The sequence below is a fragment of the Streptomyces sp. NPDC002577 genome, assembly GCF_053594815.1.
In genome coordinates, this window is the sequence record NZ_JBSFWK010000010.1 from 134,896 (window position 1) to 153,365 (window position 18,470).

The 18,470-nt window shown below is 69.6% G+C and carries 17 protein-coding genes; 13 read left to right on the forward strand and 4 right to left on the reverse strand.

Annotated elements, in window-relative coordinates:
- The first annotated feature begins 45 nt into the window (after positions 1-45).
- Together ACWD4J_RS16665 and ACWD4J_RS16670 are read left to right on the forward strand one after the other, a co-directional pair.
- On the forward strand, positions 46-1,527 hold the full coding sequence (locus tag ACWD4J_RS16665) for a cytochrome ubiquinol oxidase subunit I (RefSeq protein ID WP_451396097.1): 1,482 nt from the start codon (positions 46-48) through the stop codon (positions 1,525-1,527).
- Entirely contained in the window at positions 1,524-2,594 is a 1,071-nt protein-coding gene (locus tag ACWD4J_RS16670; protein ID WP_451396098.1) for a cytochrome d ubiquinol oxidase subunit II, read from the forward strand. The genes ACWD4J_RS16665 and ACWD4J_RS16670 overlap by 4 nt, the downstream gene beginning before the upstream one ends.
- Here the strand turns inward: ACWD4J_RS16670 and ACWD4J_RS16675 are convergent.
- The gene (locus tag ACWD4J_RS16675; protein ID WP_451396099.1) at positions 2,591-4,438 is read right to left on the reverse strand and encodes a glycoside hydrolase family 15 protein; all 1,848 of its coding nucleotides are present in this window, start codon (positions 4,436-4,438) and stop codon (positions 2,591-2,593) included. The two genes, ACWD4J_RS16670 and ACWD4J_RS16675, sit on opposite strands and share 4 nt — an antisense overlap.
- A gap of 307 nt (positions 4,439-4,745) precedes the next feature.
- Entirely contained in the window at positions 4,746-4,871 is a 126-nt protein-coding gene (locus ACWD4J_RS16680) for a hypothetical protein (RefSeq protein ID WP_451396100.1), read from the reverse strand.
- On the opposite strand from ACWD4J_RS16680, the gene ACWD4J_RS16685 reads away from it, so the two are divergent.
- Positions 4,828-6,120 carry a DUF2254 domain-containing protein gene (locus ACWD4J_RS16685; RefSeq protein ID WP_451396101.1) on the forward strand — a complete coding sequence of 431 codons (1,293 nt, stop codon included), beginning with the start codon at positions 4,828-4,830 and terminating at the stop codon, positions 6,118-6,120. The genes ACWD4J_RS16680 and ACWD4J_RS16685 overlap by 44 nt on opposite strands.
- A gap of 123 nt (positions 6,121-6,243) precedes the next feature.
- Positions 6,244-8,043 carry a cation:proton antiporter gene (locus ACWD4J_RS16690; protein WP_451396102.1) on the forward strand — a complete coding sequence of 600 codons (1,800 nt, stop codon included), beginning with the start codon at positions 6,244-6,246 and terminating at the stop codon, positions 8,041-8,043.
- A 42-nt stretch (positions 8,044-8,085) separates the two neighbouring features.
- Here ACWD4J_RS16690 and ACWD4J_RS16695 read toward each other — a convergent pair whose 3' ends face one another.
- Together ACWD4J_RS16695 and ACWD4J_RS16700 are read right to left on the reverse strand one after the other, a co-directional pair.
- The gene (locus ACWD4J_RS16695) at positions 8,086-8,490 is read right to left on the reverse strand and encodes a RidA family protein (RefSeq protein ID WP_451396103.1); all 405 of its coding nucleotides are present in this window, start codon (positions 8,488-8,490) and stop codon (positions 8,086-8,088) included.
- A 43-nt stretch (positions 8,491-8,533) separates the two neighbouring features.
- Positions 8,534-9,205: a helix-turn-helix domain-containing protein gene (locus ACWD4J_RS16700; RefSeq protein ID WP_451396104.1), complete on the reverse strand. Its 672-nt coding sequence runs from the start codon at positions 9,203-9,205 to the stop codon at positions 8,534-8,536.
- Positions 9,206-9,369: 164 nt separating this feature from the next.
- On the opposite strand from ACWD4J_RS16700, the gene ACWD4J_RS16705 reads away from it, so the two are divergent.
- The 9 genes from ACWD4J_RS16705 to ACWD4J_RS16745 all read left to right on the forward strand — a co-directional run bounded on the left by ACWD4J_RS16705 (position 9,370) and on the right by ACWD4J_RS16745 (position 18,211).
- Complete coding sequence (locus tag ACWD4J_RS16705) at positions 9,370-9,882, forward strand: flavin reductase family protein (RefSeq protein WP_451396105.1); 513 nt, start codon at positions 9,370-9,372, stop codon at positions 9,880-9,882.
- Between the two features lie 100 nt (positions 9,883-9,982).
- Positions 9,983-11,212, forward strand: coding sequence for an amidohydrolase family protein (locus ACWD4J_RS16710; RefSeq protein ID WP_451396106.1), 1,230 nt, complete (start codon positions 9,983-9,985; stop codon positions 11,210-11,212).
- A 51-nt stretch (positions 11,213-11,263) separates the two neighbouring features.
- A complete protein-coding gene (locus ACWD4J_RS16715; RefSeq protein ID WP_451396107.1) occupies positions 11,264-12,010 on the forward strand; it encodes an ABC transporter ATP-binding protein in 747 nt (248 codons plus the stop codon).
- On the forward strand, positions 12,007-12,903 hold the full coding sequence (locus ACWD4J_RS16720; protein ID WP_451396108.1) for an ABC transporter permease: 897 nt from the start codon (positions 12,007-12,009) through the stop codon (positions 12,901-12,903). Before ACWD4J_RS16715 ends, ACWD4J_RS16720 begins: the two co-directional genes overlap by 4 nt.
- A 68-nt stretch (positions 12,904-12,971) precedes the next feature.
- Positions 12,972-14,138: a hypothetical protein gene (locus ACWD4J_RS16725; RefSeq protein ID WP_451396109.1), complete on the forward strand. Its 1,167-nt coding sequence runs from the start codon at positions 12,972-12,974 to the stop codon at positions 14,136-14,138.
- Positions 14,138-15,535 carry an FAD-binding oxidoreductase gene (locus tag ACWD4J_RS16730; protein ID WP_451396110.1) on the forward strand — a complete coding sequence of 466 codons (1,398 nt, stop codon included), beginning with the start codon at positions 14,138-14,140 and terminating at the stop codon, positions 15,533-15,535. The genes ACWD4J_RS16725 and ACWD4J_RS16730 overlap by 1 nt, the downstream gene beginning before the upstream one ends.
- Positions 15,536-15,556: 21 nt before the next feature.
- Entirely contained in the window at positions 15,557-16,351 is a 795-nt protein-coding gene (locus ACWD4J_RS16735; RefSeq protein WP_451396111.1) for a creatininase family protein, read from the forward strand.
- Positions 16,352-16,434: 83 nt separating this feature from the next.
- Positions 16,435-16,902 (forward strand): MarR family winged helix-turn-helix transcriptional regulator, encoded by a 468-nt coding sequence (locus tag ACWD4J_RS16740; protein WP_451396112.1) that lies wholly within the window; start codon positions 16,435-16,437, stop codon positions 16,900-16,902.
- A 37-nt stretch (positions 16,903-16,939) separates the two neighbouring features.
- Complete coding sequence (locus ACWD4J_RS16745; RefSeq protein ID WP_451396113.1) at positions 16,940-18,211, forward strand: MFS transporter; 1,272 nt, start codon at positions 16,940-16,942, stop codon at positions 18,209-18,211.
- Positions 18,212-18,470: the final 259 nt, after the last annotated feature.

An 18,470-nucleotide genomic window follows, 5' to 3' on the forward strand; every position in this document is an offset into this window, starting at 1 on the left:
TCCGGGCCCAGATTTCCTAGCCGCTCCCGAGCAGCGAAGGCGCGCATGCACACCATGTATCACCTGCTGGCGGACGCACCGGCACAGCTCCTTCCGGCCCGGCAGCTCATGGCCTTCACCCTCGCCTCCCACATTCTCCTGGTACCCATGGGCGTGGCACTGCCGCTCATCACTCTGGTGATGCACTACCGCGGTCTGCGCCGGGACGACCCGGCCGCCCTGCTGCTGGCGCGCCGCTGGTCGGCCGTCATGGCCGTGCAGTTCGCGGTGGGGGTGGTCACCGGCACCGTGCTGTCCTTCGAGTTCGGCCTGCTCTGGCCGGGGATGATGGGCCGGTGGGGGGACGTCTTCGGTATCGGCTTCGGCGTCGAGGCCTGGGCGTTCTTCCTCGAAGCGGTCCTCATCGCCATCTATCTGTACGGCTGGCGCAGACTGCCGCCGCGCGCCCACTTCCTTCTCGGACTGCCGCTGCCGGCCGTCGCGCTGCTGGGTGCGTTCGGGATCCTGGCCGCCAACTCGTGGATGAACACCCCGCGAGGCTTCTCCCTCGACGCGGCCGGCAATCCCGTCGACGTGAACATCTGGAAAGCCGTCTTCACCCCGATGTTCGGGCCGCAGTACTGGCACTTCGTCGTGGCCATGGTGCTGACGGCGGGCTATGTGGTCGCCGGCGTCTACGCCGTCGGCTGGCTGCGCGGCCGCCGGGACCACTACCACCGGCTCGGCTTCACCGTCCCCTTCACCATCGCCGCCGTGCTCACCCCCGTGCAGTTCTTCCTCGGGGACTTCATCGCGCGCTCGGTCTTCCACAAGCAGCCGGTGAAGTTCGCCGCCATGGAGATCGTCTGGAACACCGACACCCATGTGCCGGAGTACATCTTCGGCCGACTGCACCCCGATGGCAGGATCTCCGGCGGCATCAGGATCCCGCAGTTCGACTCCATCCTGGCCGGGTTCTCTCCCCGCACCCAGGTGACCGGCCTGACCTCGGTGCCGGCGAGCGACCGGCCCACGGCCACCGAGGCCACCATCGCGCACTGGGCCTTCGACGCCATGGTGGTACTCGGTTCCCTGCTCGTCCTCCTCGCCCTCTGGTACGGCTTCGTGTGGCTCCGCCGCCGGGGGCTGCCGGCGTCCAGGTGGTTCTACCGGAGCGCGGCGTGCGCGGGCGTCGCCTCGCTCGTCGCCGTCGAGTGCGGCTGGGTCGCCACCGAGGTCGGACGCCAGCCCTGGATCGTCTACCAGAACATGCGGGTTGCCGAAGCGGTGACGTCGACCCGCGCCGCGAGCCTGTGGACCATGTTCGGCCTGGTGATCGTGGTCTACGTGTTCATCTTCGGCTCGTTCGTCGTCGTGCTGCTCAAAATGCGCACCCGATGGCGGCTCGCCGACGCACAGCCAGAGACCCGCGCCGAGGCCGAGGCCCCGGAGGCGCACACCCCGTACGGGCCACGCTCACTGTCTTCGGCCGGTGAACCACCGGCCTCCGGAGCCGGGCCTGCTTCCACCAAGGACGGCACGTCATGATGGCCGACCTCATCGCCGTGGTCCTGGTGATCGTCGTGGCCGCCTACGCGTGTGCCGGCGGCACCGACTACGGAGCCGGGATCTGGGATCTGACCGCCGGCGGAGCGGACCGGGGCAATCGCCCCCGATGGCTGATCGACCACGCCATGGCCCCCGTGTGGGAGGTCAACAACGTCTGGCTGATCTTCGTCCTGGTCATCATGTGGACGGGATTCCCCACGCTCTTCCAGACGGTGTTCTCCGCGATGTGGCTCCCGCTGGCCCTGGCCGTCGTCGGCATCGTCCTGCGCGGCGCCGGCTTCGCCCTGCGCAAGCCCACCCGCCGTATCGCCGGGCGACGCCTCTACGGCGCCGTGTTCGCCGTGTCCTCGCTGCTCACGCCCTTCTTCCTGGGGGCCGCCGTCGGCGGCGTCGCCTCCGGACGGGTGGCCCCCGGGACGCCCGCCGCGGCCGACGCCTGGTCCAACCCCACCTCGATCCTCTTCGGCCTGCTCGCCATCGCCCTGACGGCCTTTCTCGGAGCCGTGTTCCTGGCCGGTGACGCCCGCCGCTTCGACGCACCCGATCTCGACCGTTACTTCCGGCGGCGGGCGCTCGGCAGCGCCGTCGTCCTCGCCGCGCTGGCGGTGATCATGCTGTTCGTCACCCGAGGCGACGCCCCCCACGTGTGGCACGGGCTGACCCACGGCGTGGGACTCTTTTTCATCATCGTGTCCGCGGCGAGCACCCTCGCCACCGGATGGCTGCTGACGCGCGCATCCGGCTCCTGGTCGCGGGTCACGGCCGTCTGCGCCGTCGCGGCGGCCGTCATCGGCTGGGGCATGGCGCAGCGCCCGTACCTCATCCCTACTTCCCTCACCGTGGCCGACGGGGCAGGCGCTCCCACCACCCTGCGCTGGCTGGCACTGGTCACCCTGGTCGCGGTGGTGCTCGTCGGCCCGGCCGTCGCCCTGCTGTACTGGCTCGACACCCACGGCGAGCTGGAGCCGCTCACTGACAGCGATGTGCGGCGCGGCGGTAGCACTGGCGACGGCGGAACGGCCGACGCCAGCTCTCCGCCGGGCTAAGCAGCGCCCTGCCGCACCCGGTTCAGGCTCGCGTCCAGGGTGATGGCCGCATCGATGAGCGCCAGATGCGTGAAGGCCTGTGGGAAGTTGCCCAGTTGATGTCCTGTGAGGCCGATCTCCTCCGAGTACAGGCCCAGATGGTTCGCGTAGGTCAGCATTTTCTCCAGCACGAATCTGGCCTGCTCGGGCCGGCCGGCCCGAGCCAGGGCGTCGACGTACATGAAGGTGCACAGGGAGAACGTGCCTTCGGAGCCCCGCAGTCCGTCGGGTGACGCCTCGGGGTTGTACCGGTAGACCAGGCTGTCGGAGACCAGCTCCCGGTCCATCGCGTCCAGCGTGGACGTCCAGTACGGGTCGTCGGGGGTGATGAAACCCACCGTCGGCATCCGCAGCAGCGAGGAGTCGAGCACATCACTGCCGTAGTGCTGGACGAACGCCTTGCGGTCCGGGTCCCACCCCTGGGTGAGGACCTGTTCGTAGATCCTGTCCCGCTCGCTGTTCCAGCGGCCGATCTCGGCGGGCCGGCCGTTGGAGGCCGCGAGCCGCAGGGCGCGATCGAAGGCCACCCAGGACATCACACGGCCGTAGGTGAAGTTCTTCCGGCCGCCACGGGTCTCCCACAGGCCCTCACCCGGCTGGTCCCAGTGGTCGACGAGCCACTCGAGGAGTGTGTGCAGCGAGGCCCAGCCACGGTGGTCCAGTTGGATGCCACGCTCATGGGCGAAGTAGATGCTGTCCAGTGCCTCGCCGTAGATGTCCAGCTGCAGCTGGGACGCTGCGCCGTTGCCGATGCGCACCGGGGCGGAGCGCTCGTAGCCCTCCCAGTGGTCGAGGACCTCCTCGACGAGGTCGGAGGAGCCGTCGACCCGGTACATGATGTTCAGTGGCCCCGAATCCCCCTCAGAGCCGGCCTTCTCTTGCACCCGGTCGCGCAGCCAGCCGATGAACGCCGCCGCCTCCTCCTTGAAACCGAGGCCCAGCAGGGCGTACACCGAGAACGACGCGTCGCGGATCCAGGTGAACCGGTAGTCCCAGTTCCGCTCGCCCCCCAATTGCTCCGGGAGTCCGGTCGTCGGGGCGGCCACCAGGGCGCCGCTGGGCGCGTAGGTCATCAGTTTCAGCGTCACCGCGGAGCGCTCCACCGCCCCCCGCCATCGGCCCACGTACCGGGACTGGCCGAGCCAGGACCGCCAGTACCGGACGGTGTCGTCGAAGAGCGTCTGGAACTCGGCGACGCGGATCTCGCGCGGCGGTCCCTCGGAGGCCGACTCCATGACCATGCCCCGCTGCTGCCCGGCGGACAGCGGCAGGGAGAGGTGCACATCGTGATCACCCGTGAGGATGTTCACCAGCCGTTCGTCTTCTGGCTCGCGGACCGGGTGGACGGTGAGTTCCAGCCCTCCCGCGGCGAACACGGCACCGTGGTCGGTGAGGTCCAGCTTGTGCGGTATACGGCCGTAGTCGAACCGGGGGGCGATGTCGACCTCGAAGGTCATGGAGCCGCGCACGCACCGGAACATGCGTGCCAGACGGTGCCGGGGGGTCGCCGTCACCCCGGTCACCGGCATGAAGTCGACAACCTCACCGGCACCCGAATCGGTCAGGAACCGAGTGACGAGAATCGCGGTGTCGGGGAAATACAACTGTCTCGTCGCATAGGTATTGTCCGCCGGGGCCACTGAGAAATGACCGCCCTTCTCACGGTCCAGCAGGGCGCCGAACACACTGGGCGAGTCGAAGCGCGGACAGCAGAACCAGTCGATGGTCCCGTCGGTGGTCACCAAAGCCGCGGTCTGCAGGTCACCGATCAGGCCGTGATTCTCGATCAGCGGGTATGCGTCCATCGTGAGCCCCCTCTCGGCCCCAGCCGAAAGCCGGACGTCCTGATGTGGCCCCGCACCGCTCGGCTGACTCGTGCGGTGTGAACCTGAATGCACCACAACGCCGACCGCTACCCTCCGAACAGCTTAGGCACGTTATTGCGGAAGGGGCCCGCCGAGCCGGCGTCGCACCTGTTACCAGCGGAAAGTGCTCTGCGGAATGCGTTGTCGCATCGCAGATCCGTGGACGTCAATGCGTGGACGTCAATGCTGGGCGTCTCGTCACTGCACCTACTGCTGAACGGCCTTACCTTGGGTATCCAGAAGACCCTCAAAGCCGACCTCGGAGGCTGTCACGTGCTGTGGAGCCCTGTGCCGGTGCCGCGGAGGGGAACTGTCCGCGGGCGCGGACGATGATGTCCTGGGCACGCGCATTCCAGCTGCGGCAGGGTGCCAAGGCCAGTATGTGGCTCGTCCCGCTCGCCGGGCTCGTGGCGGGGGTGTTTCTGGCCGAGGCGGCCTTGGTCGTGGGCCGGATCGAATGGATTCCCCCGAAGTGGCATTACTCCGCTACTACGGCCAGCAGTGTGCTCAGTGCCATCGTCGGCGCCATGATCGCGCTGCTCGGATTCGTGGTGACGATCGGCGTGCTCGTCGTCCAGCAGGCCACGGGAACGCTTTCACCGCGGTATATGCGCCTGTGGTACCGGGATCGACTGCAAAAGGCGGTACTGGCCACCTTCACCGGAACGTTCGCCTTCGCCTTCTCCCTGCTGCGCACCATCGAGTCGGACTCCGTCCCCGATCTGGGGGTCACACTGGCCGGGCTGGCCGTCGCCGTCAGCCTGCTGCTCCTCCTCGTCTACCTCAACCGGTTCACCCACATCCTCCGGCCCGTGGCCGTCGCCGACCTGGTCGGACGCATGGGCGAGGACGTCCTCACCGGCTCGGCGGTGAGCAGCGGGACAGGGACGCGACCTGATGCCGAAGCGGTGCTGCCGGGCGAACCGGTCACCGGAATCCGCGCCGAACACGGGGGAGCCATCCAGGCATTCGACGTGGCCGGACTGACAGCTCTCGCGGAGCGCCACGACTGCGTCTTCGTGATGCCGCACCTCGTCGGGGACTTCGTACCGCCAGGAGCCGCCCTCGTCGAGGTCCACGGCGGAAGCCCAGCGCCCGATCCCCGAAGGATCAGGGGACACGTCGCTCTGGGTGCCGAGCGGACCATCGAGCAGGATCCCGCCTTCGCCCTGCGCATCCTCGTCGACATCGCCATCCGCGCGCTCTCGCCGGCCGTGAACGATCCGACGACCGCGGTACAGGTGCTGAATCACATCGAGGTGTTCCTGCACACCGCCGGCAGGGCCGGACTCCGCCGACGCCACGTGCACAGCGACCGCCACGGCCGACCGCGGCTCGTGGTGCCGGGCCAGTCCTGGGAGGACTACCTCGAGCTCGCGGTCACCGAGATCCACGCGTACGGAGTGCAGTCGATCCAGGTGTGCCGCAGACTGCGCGCGCTCCTGGAGGGTCTGCTCGACACGGTGCCGGAACCCTTCCGGCCTGCGGTGCGAACCCAGCTGAGGCTCCTGGAGGACTCGGTCGAGCGGCAGTTCCACGACCCCGTCAGCCGCGCCATGGCGCGGGTGAGCGATCGCCAGGGGATCGGCGGCGGACGCCTGCCGGAAGCTCCGCCCGAGTGACCCTTTGGAAGGAGTTTCATCCGGCCAACGGTCCAATCTCCCGCCGCGACGCTCTACCCATCGACCGCGACGCTCGTTGTCGAGTGGAGCCGGCGACCGCACACGGGCGAAGCAGGGGTGGCAGTGACGACCGACGAAGTCCTCTTCGGTGTGGGCCTGATCCTGGTGCTGGCTGTCGGCTCCCAGATTCTCGCCCGCGGCGTACGCATCCCGGCCCTCATCGTTCTGCTTCCGGCGGGATTCGTCGCCGGGGCGCTGACCGATGACGTCGATCCTGATCGCCTGTTGGGCGCGGCCTTCCAGCCTCTGGTGTCGCTGTCCGTGGCGGTGATCCTCTACGACGCCGGGCTCGGGCTCGACCTGCGCCGGCTCAAGGGCCACACCCGCACCGTCGTGGTCAGGCTGATCGTGCTGGGTGTGGTCCTCTCGTGTGCCTCCGCCACCCTCTTGGCCGTGCCGCTCCTCGGCATGTCCACGGGTGCGGCTCTGGTGCTCGGCGCGATCCTGGTCGTCTCGGGACCGACGGTCGTCGGCCCGCTGCTCGACTTCGTCCGGCCGACCGACCGGCTCCGGCAGATCCTCACCTGGGAGGGTTCCCTCATCGATCCGGTGGGGGCCATCTTCGGATCCCTTGTCTTCGCCGGGGTGATCGGCAGTACGAAGAAGGGCCTCGATGCGCAGTTGCTCCATTTCGCGACCAGCGTGGGCGTCGGGCTGGTCGGCGCCGTGGTGGGCGCCGCGTTGCTGTGGCTGCTGTTGCGCAGACTCGGGCTCAACGAGGTGCTGGGCACGTCGGCGCAGCTCGCCAGCGTGATCGCGGTGGCCGCGGGGTGTGACATCGTCCGCAGTGACAGCGGGCTCCTCGCCGCGATCGGCATGGGGCTCGCGGTCGGCTGCCTACCGGGCTTCGACGTGCCCGTACGGCGTCCGTTCTTCGAAACCCTGGTCCAGTTGATCATCGGGGTGCTGTTCGTCTGCATCTCGGCCACGGTCACCCCGGCGTCCCTGTTCCCCGTGGTCCTGCCCACACTCGGTCTCGTCGCCGTCCTCGTCCTCGTCACGCGGCCGCTTGTGACCTGGCTGGCCACTCGCGGCACGGACCTGGAGCGCGGAGAGCGGGGCTTCATCGGCTGGATGGCCCCGCGCGGCATCGTGGCCGGGGCGAACGCCTCGGCCTTCTCCGCGGGGCTCGTCGCGGCAGGCGTCGGCGGAGCGGGCAGGGTCCTGCCCGCCACCTTCATGGTGATCGGTGCGACGGTGACGCTGTACGGCCTGACAGCGGTACCCGTGGCCCGGCGTCTGGGTGCGGTGAGTCCCTCCCGCGCCCACCCCCTGCTGGTCGGCGGCGACCCGTGGGTGATCGATCTCGGACTGGCGCTGCGATCGGCCGGGCTGGAGGTGGTCCTGTGGGCCGGCTCGGAGGAACAGCGCGGACGCATCCGGGAGGCGGGCCTGGAACTGGTACCCGGACAGCTCCTGGCGGCGGCCACCGGACGCGGCGCCCGGCTCGAGGGGATCACGGCCGTACTGCTCCTCACCGACGAGGACGACTTCAACGCCCTCGCGTCGACGGTCCTGCAGCGCGGTGGAGGCGCGCCCGTCCACCGCCTCGGGCCGCGTCGCCGCGACCACGGCGTCATCGCCCCGTACGGAGGTGATGAGACGCTCTTCGCGAGGGGACTGACCCGCCTTGAGGTGACCCGACGGTACGACGAGGGCGCGCGCATCGTGGTCGAGCGGATCGACGGGACCGTGCCGGCCGGACACGATCCCCTCCTCCTGGTGCGTACCGGCGGGCGGCTGGTGCCCGTCGTGGAACGCGGAAGCCCGCCCGTGATGGCGGGGGACGTGGCGGTCATGCTGGGGCCGGTGCCGTCGGACCGTCCCGGGGCGCAGGAGTCCTCACCGCCCGTGCCGGGGTGAGAGACGCGTAGAGCGGACCGGAGGAAGATGCCTGCGACCCGGCTAGCCGACGTAGGCCACAGCCCGGATCTCGACGCGCATCTCCGGAGTGGCGAGTCCCGGACAGATCAGCAGCGACGCGTAGGACCGCTCCTCGAGCAGCCGCGGCGCGTGCTCGGACAGCCAGGCGTCGCGGGCGCGCATGTACTCCACTCGCTCCGCGGGATCGGCCACGTACTGGTCGAGTTGGACGATGTCGTCCATGCTCGCGCCCGCGTCGGCGAGCAGCACGCGCACCCGGTCGAGGGTGACCTCGGTCTGCGCGGCGACTCCGTGCACCGGATCCCCCTGCTCGTCGGTCACACCGTCGATCCCGCTGAGGAAGACGAAACCTCCTGCGGCGACGCCCCGGCTCCACGGTTGCACAACCCCTCCATAGGTCAGTGCACCGAGCCCTCGCTTCGTCATGCTGCGCCCCTTCTCGTGTCGTCGGTCCGGCGGTTGGCGGACCTCACGTGGCCTCCCCGTGCCCCTCGGCCGGGGAGCCCGCGACGTTCTGCACCATGAGGACGCGTACGTGGTCGGCGTCGCCCACCGCACGCCACCGGTGCGGAGTCCGGCCCGTGTAGCAGACGCTGTCACCTGGGCCCAGGCGGTGCAGTTGCCGTCCTTGCGAGGTCTCCAGCTCGACCTCGATCTCGCCGTACACCACGTAGAGGAACTCGTCGCCGGCGTGGTCGTAGTACTCCTCGAATACCGACGGAGCACGGGTGAACTCGACCGGGTGCACGGCGAAGCCCGAAGCGCCGAGGACGCGGGCGACACCGGACGAGCTGGCCGCCACCGGCATCCCTTCTCCGCTGCGGACCACGTGAACCCCCTCCTCTGCTCTGCCGGTCGCGGGCGGCCCGGCCGACAGTGCCAGGAGCGCCTGCTGGCTTGTGCCCAGCGCTCTGGCGATCCGGTGCAGCGACTGCATGCTGGGGCGGGCGAGGCCGCGCTCGAGCTGGCTGAGGAACGGGTGGGACAGCTCCGACCGTTCGGCGAGTTCCACCAGCGTCAGTCCGCCCTCCTTGCGCAGACGGCGGATGGTCGCACCGAGCTCGGTGCGCATCGCCGTGTCCAGATCCGCCTGGGACCTGGTATCGGCGCGGTGCTTGCGACCTGCGGACTGTGCTGACATGGCGCATCCTTGGCGGTCTCGGTGAGCGCTCCGGTCATGACTGCCTGCCACCTGGGGCGTGTTACTCCCAGGAAACAGCCGACCGCTACGGTCAATGTTGATGTGACCAACATTCTATCCACAGGTCGCTCGCTGCTCCTGCCTCCCAGTCGTAAGGAGTTCGCATGCCCCCGGCCACCGCCGACCGCCCGTCGAGCGCATCCATGGACGCAGGTTTCCTCGATGCCATGGCCGCCCTCGCCGGGGGTGTCTGCATCGTCACCGCCCTCGGCGAGGGCGGCCGCCCGGCGGGGTTCACCAGTACCGCCGCGATGAGTCTGAGTCGTAGTCCGCAGTTGCTGGCGATAGGCGTGGACGGCGCCGGCCGTACGCTTCCGCTCATCCAGCGCAGCGGCCGGTTCGCCCTCAACATCCTGGGCGCTGACGGGGAAAGCGTCGCCCGGCAGTTCGCCTCGCGCAGTGCGGACCGCTTCGCAGGTCTCGCATGGACACCGGACGACAACGGCCTGCCTCTGCTGACCGAGTACAGCTCGCACGTCGTCGCCTGCCGCGTCGAAGAGGACGTGCCGGCCGGCGACCACCGGCTCCTGATCGCGTCCGTGGAGACGATCACGCCCGGGCGGGGCGGGGCGACGGCGCTGGTCCACCTCGGCCGTCGGTACCGCACGATCCCGTAGACCTCCTGCCCTCGGAGAGGACCTCCGACGCCCCCGGAGGGCGCTTCGACGGCTTCGCGCACCGGCCCCCGGCGAAAGGCACACCGACACGATGACGCCCATGACGATTCGCGGCGCGCTGCTCCCCGACCGCTCCGTCCGCGATCTACGCCTCGACGGTGGACGGGTAACGGCCGTCGCCCCACCCGGCGAGCTGCCCGCCGGCCCGCCCGAACTGGACCTCTCCGGCTACCTCCTGCTGCCGGCCCCGGCCGAGCCCCATGCCCACCTGGACAAGGCCGGTACCTGGGATCTGGCCGGCGCGCCGCCGTGCGACCTGCCCTCCGCGGTCGCCGCCTGGCGCCGCTACGCCGAGCACGTCACCGAGGAGGACGTACTCGTCCGGGCCCGGCGCACCCTCGACGACATGCTGGCCAACGGGGTGACGGCCGTACGCACCCACGCCGACGTACTGCCCGGCGCCGATCCGCTGCGCGGCCTGCGAGCCCTGGTGAGGCTGCGCGACGAGCTCCGCGGCCGGATCGATCTGCAGGTCGCCCTGCTGCACACCGACGCTCCCGGTGAACTTCTGTGCCAGGCCGTGGAGGTGGGAGCCGATCTGCTGGGCGGATGTCCGCACCTGTCGGCGGACCCCGCTGCGGCCATCGAGCGCCTGCTGCGGTTCGCCGAGCGGTACGGCGTGGGCGTGGACCTGCACGCGGACGAGAACCTGTCCCCGGGCGCGACGGATCTGCGGCTGCTGGCGGATGCCGTGCGGCGGCGAGGTTTCGCGGGTCCGGTGACGGCAAGCCACTGTGTCAGCCTCGGTGCAACCGATCCGCAGGACGCCGTTCGCATCGCCAAGGAGACTGCGCACGCCGGGATCGGTGTCGTGGCGCTGCCCCTCACCAACCTCTACCTCCAGGGGCGCGGCCATCCCTCGCGAACACCCCGCGGACTGACGGCTGTTCGCACCCTGCTCGATGCGGGAGTGACACTCGCCGCCGGCGGCGACAACATCCGAGACCCCTTCAACCCGGTCGGCCGTGCCGACCCCCTCGAGACCGCGGGGCTGCTGGTGACGGCCGGGCATCTCACCCTGGACGAAGCGGTCCACGCGGTGACGGACGGGGCCAGGTCCGTGCTGGGGATGCCCCTGGCAGGCCCGCGAGTGGGTGCCGTCGCCGACCTGTTGGCCGTACGTGCCGGCTCGCTCTCGGAAGCGCTCGGAGCCGCATGCCCGGATCGCATCGTGTTCAAGGCCGGCCGAATCATCAGCCGTACGACGGTGGTTCGCGAGTTCTTCGAAGTCGACGACGGTCATGTCGGAGACATCGCCGCGAAACAATGAATGTTCATGCTATCAACATTCGTCCAACGGGCCGTCGGAAATGGGGATGACATGGTGGCCACACTCGGGACGGCGCTGCGCCTCGACGGCGTCGAAAAACGCTTCCCCAACGGGACGACGGCCCTGGAGAAGGTGGAACTCGCCGTCGCACCGGGAGACTTCGTCTCCGTCGTCGGGCCCTCCGGCTGCGGCAAGTCCACCCTGCTGCGACTCGCTTCCGGGCTCGACCAGCCGACGGCCGGCGCGGTGCACACCTCCGGCGACCGGGTCGGCTACGTCTTCCAGGACGCCACCCTGCTGCCCTGGCGCAGCGTCCTGGCCAACGTCGAACTCCCGGCCGAGCTGGCAGGTGCCGACAAGGCGGAGCGCCGCGAGCGTGCCAGGGACGTGATCCGCCTCGTCGGGCTCGAGGGTTTCGAGAAGCAATTGCCGGGACAGCTGTCGGGGGGCATGCGGATGCGGGTTTCGCTGGCGCGGGCGCTGATGATGCAGCCGGCGTTGTTCCTCTTCGACGAACCGTTCGGTGCGCTGGACGAGATGACCCGCATGCGCATGCAGGAGGAGCTGCAGCGCATCTTCGCGGAGACCGGGTTCGCCGGGCTCTTCATCACCCACTCGGTGACGGAGGCGGTCTTCCTCTCGAACCGTGTCCTGGTCATGTCGGCGCGTCCCGGCCGGATCACCGCCGAATTCGATGTGCCGTTCCCGCATCCGAGGCCTCCGGAGCTGCGGTACGACCCGGGTTTCGCGCGTATCGCGGGCGAGGTGTCCACGGCACTGCGAGGAGGAAGCCAGTGAGCACGGACACGACTCCGGCGGCGGATGCCGTCACGAAGACGGCCCAGGCAACGGATCGGGAAGCGCCCGCCGCGCCGCCCCGCCCCGGCAGAGCGCGCACGGGCCGGCAGTGGGCGGTGCGCCTCGCCCCCGTTGCGTCGCTGGTCGTGTTCATCGGCGTCTGGTACGCCGTGAGTTACCTGCTGCTGACGCCCGAGCGCCGCTTCCTCGTCCCTCCGCCCCACCAGGTGCTGAACGTGGCGTTCCTGGACTGGGCGAGGTTGGAGCCGATGCTCCTCGCGTTGTCGCTCACCGCACAGGTGGCCCTCGTCGGCCTGGTGATCGCCGCGGCTCTGGGCATCACGGGCGCGGTGCTGATGAGCCGGGCCTCCTGGCTGGAGCGGTCGCTGTACCCGTATGCCGTCGTACTCCAGACGGTGCCGATCCTGGCGATCGTGCCTCTGATCGGCCTGTGGTTCGGGTTCGGATTCACCAGCCGCGTGGTGGTCTGCGTCCTGATCGCGCTCTTCCCGATGATCGCCAACACCCTGTTCGGGCTGCAGTCCGTGGACCGGGCCCTCCACGACCTGTTCACCCTGCAGAAGGCAAGCCGCTGGGACCGCCTGCGCAAGCTGGAGATGCCGGCCGCGCTGCCCTCCGTCTTCACCGGCCTGCGCACCTCGTCCGGCCTGTCGGTGATCGGCGCCATCGTCGGCGACATGTTCTTCAAGCAGGGCAGCCCGGGAATCGGAACGCTGCTCGACGTCTACCGCTCCCGGCTCCAGTCCGAGGAGCTGTTCGCCTCGATCATCCTCGCCTCGCTCTTCGGTATCGCCGTCTTCGCCGTCTTCACCCTGATCGGCCGCCTCGCCGTCGGCTCCTGGCACGCCTCCGCGTCCGCGGACGAGCGCTGATCCTCCGCTCCTCCGCGTCCGCGTGGACGAGTGCTGAACCGACGCCCATCCTCTCCATGGAGACTTCCGTGCCCCCTTCCTCCAAACGCCTTGCCGTGACGGGCGTTTCCTCCATATTCATCCTGCTTTCGGCGACCGCCTGCGGCGCCGGAGCGGCCACGGGATCCACCGAGGACCTCAAGGCCGCGCCTGCCGCCCAGCGCCTCGACGGCGTGTGTCCCGACAAGGTCGTCGTACAGATCGACTGGGAGCCGGAGGCAGAGCACGGGCCGCTCTACAACCTGGTCGGCCCCGGCTACACCGTCGACACCGACAAGAAGCGCGTCACCGGTCCGCTCGTCATCGGTGGCAAGGACACCGGCGTGAAGATCGAGATACGCGCGGGAGGCTCGGCGATCGGCTACCAGAGCGTCACCTCCCAGCTCTACCTCGACAAGAGCATCACCCTGGCCACCGTCACCACGGACGCGGCCATCGAGTCGGCCGGTAAACGCCCGGTCACGGCGGTCGCCGCGCTGATGAAGAAGAGCCCCCAGATCCTGATGTGGGACCCGAAGACCCATCCCGCATGGCGCACCGTCGCCGACATCGGCAAGTCCGACGCCAAGGTCGTCTACCGCGACGGCAACGTCTTCGTGCCGATGCTGGTCGACAAGGGCCTGATCAAGACGAGTCAGCTCGACGCGAGTTACGACGGCTCGCCGTCACGCTTCGTCGCGAACCCCGACATCGTGCAGCAGGGCTTCGCTACGGCAGAGCCGTACATCTACGAGCACGAGGTCGCCGCCTGGAAGAAGCCGGTGAAGTACCAGCTGCTCGCCGACGTCGGCTACAACGTCTACCCGCAGGCGCTGTCCGTGCGCAGCGGCGCGGTCGACGAGCTCGCCCCCTGCCTGAAGAAGCTCGTCCCCATCGTGCAGCAGTCCGCGGCCGACTTCGCGGCCGAACCGGACACCGCCATCGGCCTGATCGACGACCTGGTGAAGCAGTACAACACCAGCTGGGTCTACAGCAAAGGCACCGGAGAGTACGCCGCCGAGCAGATGGTGAAGCTCGGCATCCTCGCCGACGAGTCCGACGGCAGCATCGGCAGCTTCGACATGCACCGGGTCGGCGAGATCCTCGACACCGTCACGCCGCTGCTCACCAAGGACGGGGTCGAGGTCCCCGCGGACCTGACCGCCGGCGACCTCGCCACCAACCGGTTCATCGACACATCGATTGGGTTGAAGTAATGGCCGAGCCCCGCACTCCTGCCGCACTCGTCGAAGACGAACTGCAACGGCTGACCGGCCTGGTCGCCGACGAGCGGCCCGCCGCCGCTCCTGCGGACCGTTCGACCCCCGGGCTCGAGGAGTTCTGCGCGGCCGCCACCGACCTGATCGGCGCCGACGCCGTCGTACGCGACGACGCGTCGCTGGACAAGGCCTCGGTCGACTGGGCGCACATGTCCCCGATCCTGTCCGCGAAGCTGCCCGCAGGCCGCGCCGAAGTCGTGCTGCGCCCCACCTCGCACGAGCAGATCCCCGGCATCCTCGCTCTGGCCCACCGCCACCGTGTGCCGGTCACCGCGCGGGGCAAGGGCACCGGCAACTACGGGCAGGCGATCCCGCTGCACGGGGGAGTGGTCCTCGATCTCACCGGCTGCGGCCGCATCCTGGATGCCGGCGACGGCTGGATCCGCGCCGAGGCCGGGGCGAAGATGTCCGACCTCGAGGAGCACGCCAGGAGCCTGGGACAGGAACTGTGGATGTTCCCGTCCACCTTCGGTACGACGGTCGGCGGCTTCCTGGCCGGCGGCAGCGGTGGTACGGGATCGCTGGTCCACCGCACCAACGCCGACGGCTTCGTACGGGAAGTGACGGTAGTGCCGTGCACCGGGAACGCCGAGCCGTTCGCGAGGAAGGGCCCGGACGCGCTCCCGTACGTCCATGCGTACGGCACGTCGGGGATCATCGCCACCGCGACCGTCGGCCTGCAGCGGGCCCGTGACTGGACCGGGCTGTTCGCGGCCTTCGACGACTGGACCGCTGCGACCGCCGCACTTGCCGACCTGGTGCGTCTCGAACCCGCACCGCGCCTGGTGTCGCTCGACGAGGCGGGCCTGGTCGAGACGTTCCAGCCGGACCCCGCGCTCGACTCGACGGCGCTCAGCGTCCGCGCCATCGTCGAGGCCGAGGCCGAACCCGCTGCCCGGGAGATCGTCACCAGCCGTGGGGGACGCGTCCTCGAGGTCCGTCCGGCCCCCGAGGGACCCGCACTGATCAGCTCACTCTCCTTCAACCACCCCACGTACCACCTGATGAAGGCCAAGGACGGCTACTTCCATCTGGAGATCTCCGGTGACGCGCTCCTCGGCGACCCGGCCGAGGTGAAGAAGGTCTTCCCGGACACGCTCCTCCACCTCGAGGGCATGCGCTCCGGCACGGTCGGGATGCTCATGGCGCGCTACGAGGACGAACGGACCGTGTACGAAGGAATCACCGCCCTCGCCGCCCTCGGAGTGGGGGTGCACGACCCCCACAACTGGTTCGTGGACCGCCGCATCGAGCTCGTCCGGCAAGCGGCCCGGACAACCGACCCGCTGGGTCTGCTCAACCCCGGCAAGCTGCCCGCCGCCCCCACCCCGTGACCTGCAAGGGAGCTGAGCACCATGGCGTTCACGAACTTCATCGACCTCAGCGGACCGGCCGTCGAGCAGCTCGGCGAGGACACCGTGGCCGTCCTGCCTGTCGGCGCGATCGAGCAGCACGGCCCGCATCTGCCGGTCGCCACCGACTACTACATCGCGCAGGCCGTCGCCGAGGGAGCCGCCCGCGCGGCCGGCGAGACCTGCGACGTCACGCTGCTGCCCGCACTCGCCTACACCAAGTCCGACGAACACGCATGGTCCGGCGGCACGTTGTGGCTCACCGCCAGTACGCTGCTGGCGGTCATCGATGACATCGGCCGCTCCCTGGCCGTCGGCCCGATCCGGCGACTCGCCTTCCTCAACGCCCACGGCGGCAACAGCGCCCTGCTCGGTGTCGCGCTGCGCGAGCTGCGTACCCGCCACGGCCTGCGCACGTTCTTGCTGCACGCCAGCCTCCCGGCCGACCAGGGCGGCGCCTCGGCCGCAGGGGAACTCGGGCTCGGCGTGCACGGCGGGTTCAAGGAGACCTCCGCCATGCTCCATCTGCACCCCGATCTGGTCGACATGGAGCTCGCCCGGCGCAGCGTGCCCGAGCACCTCACGGCGTACGAGCACATCGGATTCGGCAAGTCCGTCTCGTTCGGCTGGATCAGCGACGACTTCGAAACCGGCAACGGCGTCATCGGCGACCCGACCGCCGCCGACGCGGAGTCCGGGCGCAAGCTCGTCGAAGCCGCCGTCGCGCAGAGCGCCGCGGCCCTGCGCGAATGCGCCCGGTTCCGGCCCGGCGCGGGCGGTGCGCGGCGAACCATGTGAGTCCGGGCGGATCGGCGTCCGTCGGCGGTCAGTTGGCGGAAAAACATTGGCAGCCTATATAGGTGCGTGATACATCTTCATTCATGGAAGAGGAACACCAGGCGGGTGATGTGGTCGCGTTCCTGGACGGGCTGGCGCTGCTGGCCGTCAGGCATCTGACGGTCCGGGACATGAGCATCACGGCGGCGGCGACGCTGAGCCGACTGGCCCGTAGCGGCCCCGTGCGGCTGACGAAACTGGCCGAGAGCGAAGGGGTCGCCCAGCCGTCGATGACGCAGCTGGTCCAACGCCTAGTGAAGCAGGGCCTGGTGAAGCGGATCAGCGACCCCGACGACGGGCGGGTCGTGCTGGTGAGCATCACCGACAGCGGCCGCCGACTCTGGGAGGACCGCAGACGCCAGCGTGGCGAAAGGCTCGTCCAGCTCATCGAGACTCTGCCGGCCGAGGACAGACAGGCACTCGCAGACGCGGCCCGGGTCGGGCTGCCCGTGCTCGGGCGGCTCGTGGAGAGCGCTCTGCGCGCCGACAACCCCGCCGACGCCTCTTCCTGACCAAATACCGGTACACGCACGCCGACTGGAGATTCGCTTGTCTTCGCATCAAGGCACCGTCAGCCCGTTCCGGCAGCCCAAAGCCGTATGGGCCGTGGCATTCGCCTGCGTGATCTCGTTCATGGGCATCGGTCTCGTCGACCCGATCCTGCCGTCCCTCTCGCACGACCTGCACGCCACACCGAGCCAGGTGTCGCTGCTGTTCACCAGCTACCTGGTGGTCACCGCCGTCGCCATGCTGTTCACCGGCTTCGTCTCCAGCCGGATAGGCGCCAAGCGCACCCTCGTGGCGGGCCTGGTGGTGATCGTGATCTTCAGTGCACTGGCCGGAGCCTCCGGGAGCATCGACGGGATCGTCGGCTTCCGGGCCGGCTGGGGCCTGGGCAACGCCCTGTTCATCGCCACGTCGCTCGCGGTCATCGTCGGGTCCGCGAGCGGCGGGTTCGCCGGGGCGATCATCCTCTACGAGACGGCGCTGGGCGTCGGTATCGCCGTCGGCCCGCTGCTCGGTGGTGTGCTGGGCGGCATCAGCTGGCGCGGGCCGTTCTTCGGGGTCGCGGTGCTGATGGCGATCGCCCTCGTCGCCACCCTGGTCCTCGTCCAGCCCACGCCCACTCCCGCCCGCAAGACCTCGATCGCCGCCCCGCTCAAGGCCCTGCGCCACCGCGGCCTGCTGACCATGGGCCTGACGGCGCTCCTCTACAACTGGGGCTTCTTCACGGTCCTCGGCTACGCCCCCTTCCCCATGGACCTGAGCACCCATCAGCTCGGCTTGGTCTTCACCGGATGGGGAGTGATGGTCGCCATCTTCTCCGTCTGGGGCGCGCCCTGGCTGCAGGCGCGACTGGGCATCGCCAAGGCGCTCTACGTCAACCTGGCGCTGTTCGCCATGGACATCCTGGTCATCGCCCTGTTCACCGACTCCGTGGCGACGCTGATCGTCGCAGTGATCATCGCGGGCGCCTTCATCGGCGTGAACAACACGATCACTACGCAGGCCGTGATGACCGTGGCGCCGGTCGAACGGCCCGTCGCCTCGGCCTCCTACGGCTTCGTCCGCTTCATCGGCGGCGGCCTAGCGCCGTACGCCGCGGGCAAGCTCGCCGAGCACTACAACATCCACGCGCCGTTCTACGTCGGCGCCCTGGCCGTGGTACTCGGCATCGCCGTACTCGCCACAGGCCACAAGCTGCTCGCCGAGGCCGAGCGGGCCCAGGCCGCCGAGGCCGCGGGTCAGGCCCCCGAACAGCGGGAACACGAGACGCTGGAGCGTCAGGCCGTGGCGGAGGACGTCGGCTCTGCCAGCTGACAGCGCGCGGAGGATCCACAGCAGACGCGAGGGGCCCGTCACCACACCGGGCCCCTCGCGTCTGCATCGGCTGTCCCTGTCGCCGACGTTGTGAGCGCCAGCCGACGTACAGACGGCCCAGGACCGCCCCCAGATGGATGATGACCACCCCCAGCACGAGGCCGGACAGGCTCTGCAGCAGCGCCCCGCCGATCGCCCCGCCGAGCGCTCTGCCGCATCAGGCCGTGTACCGGGGGCGCTGCCCGCCTCGGGAGCGCCC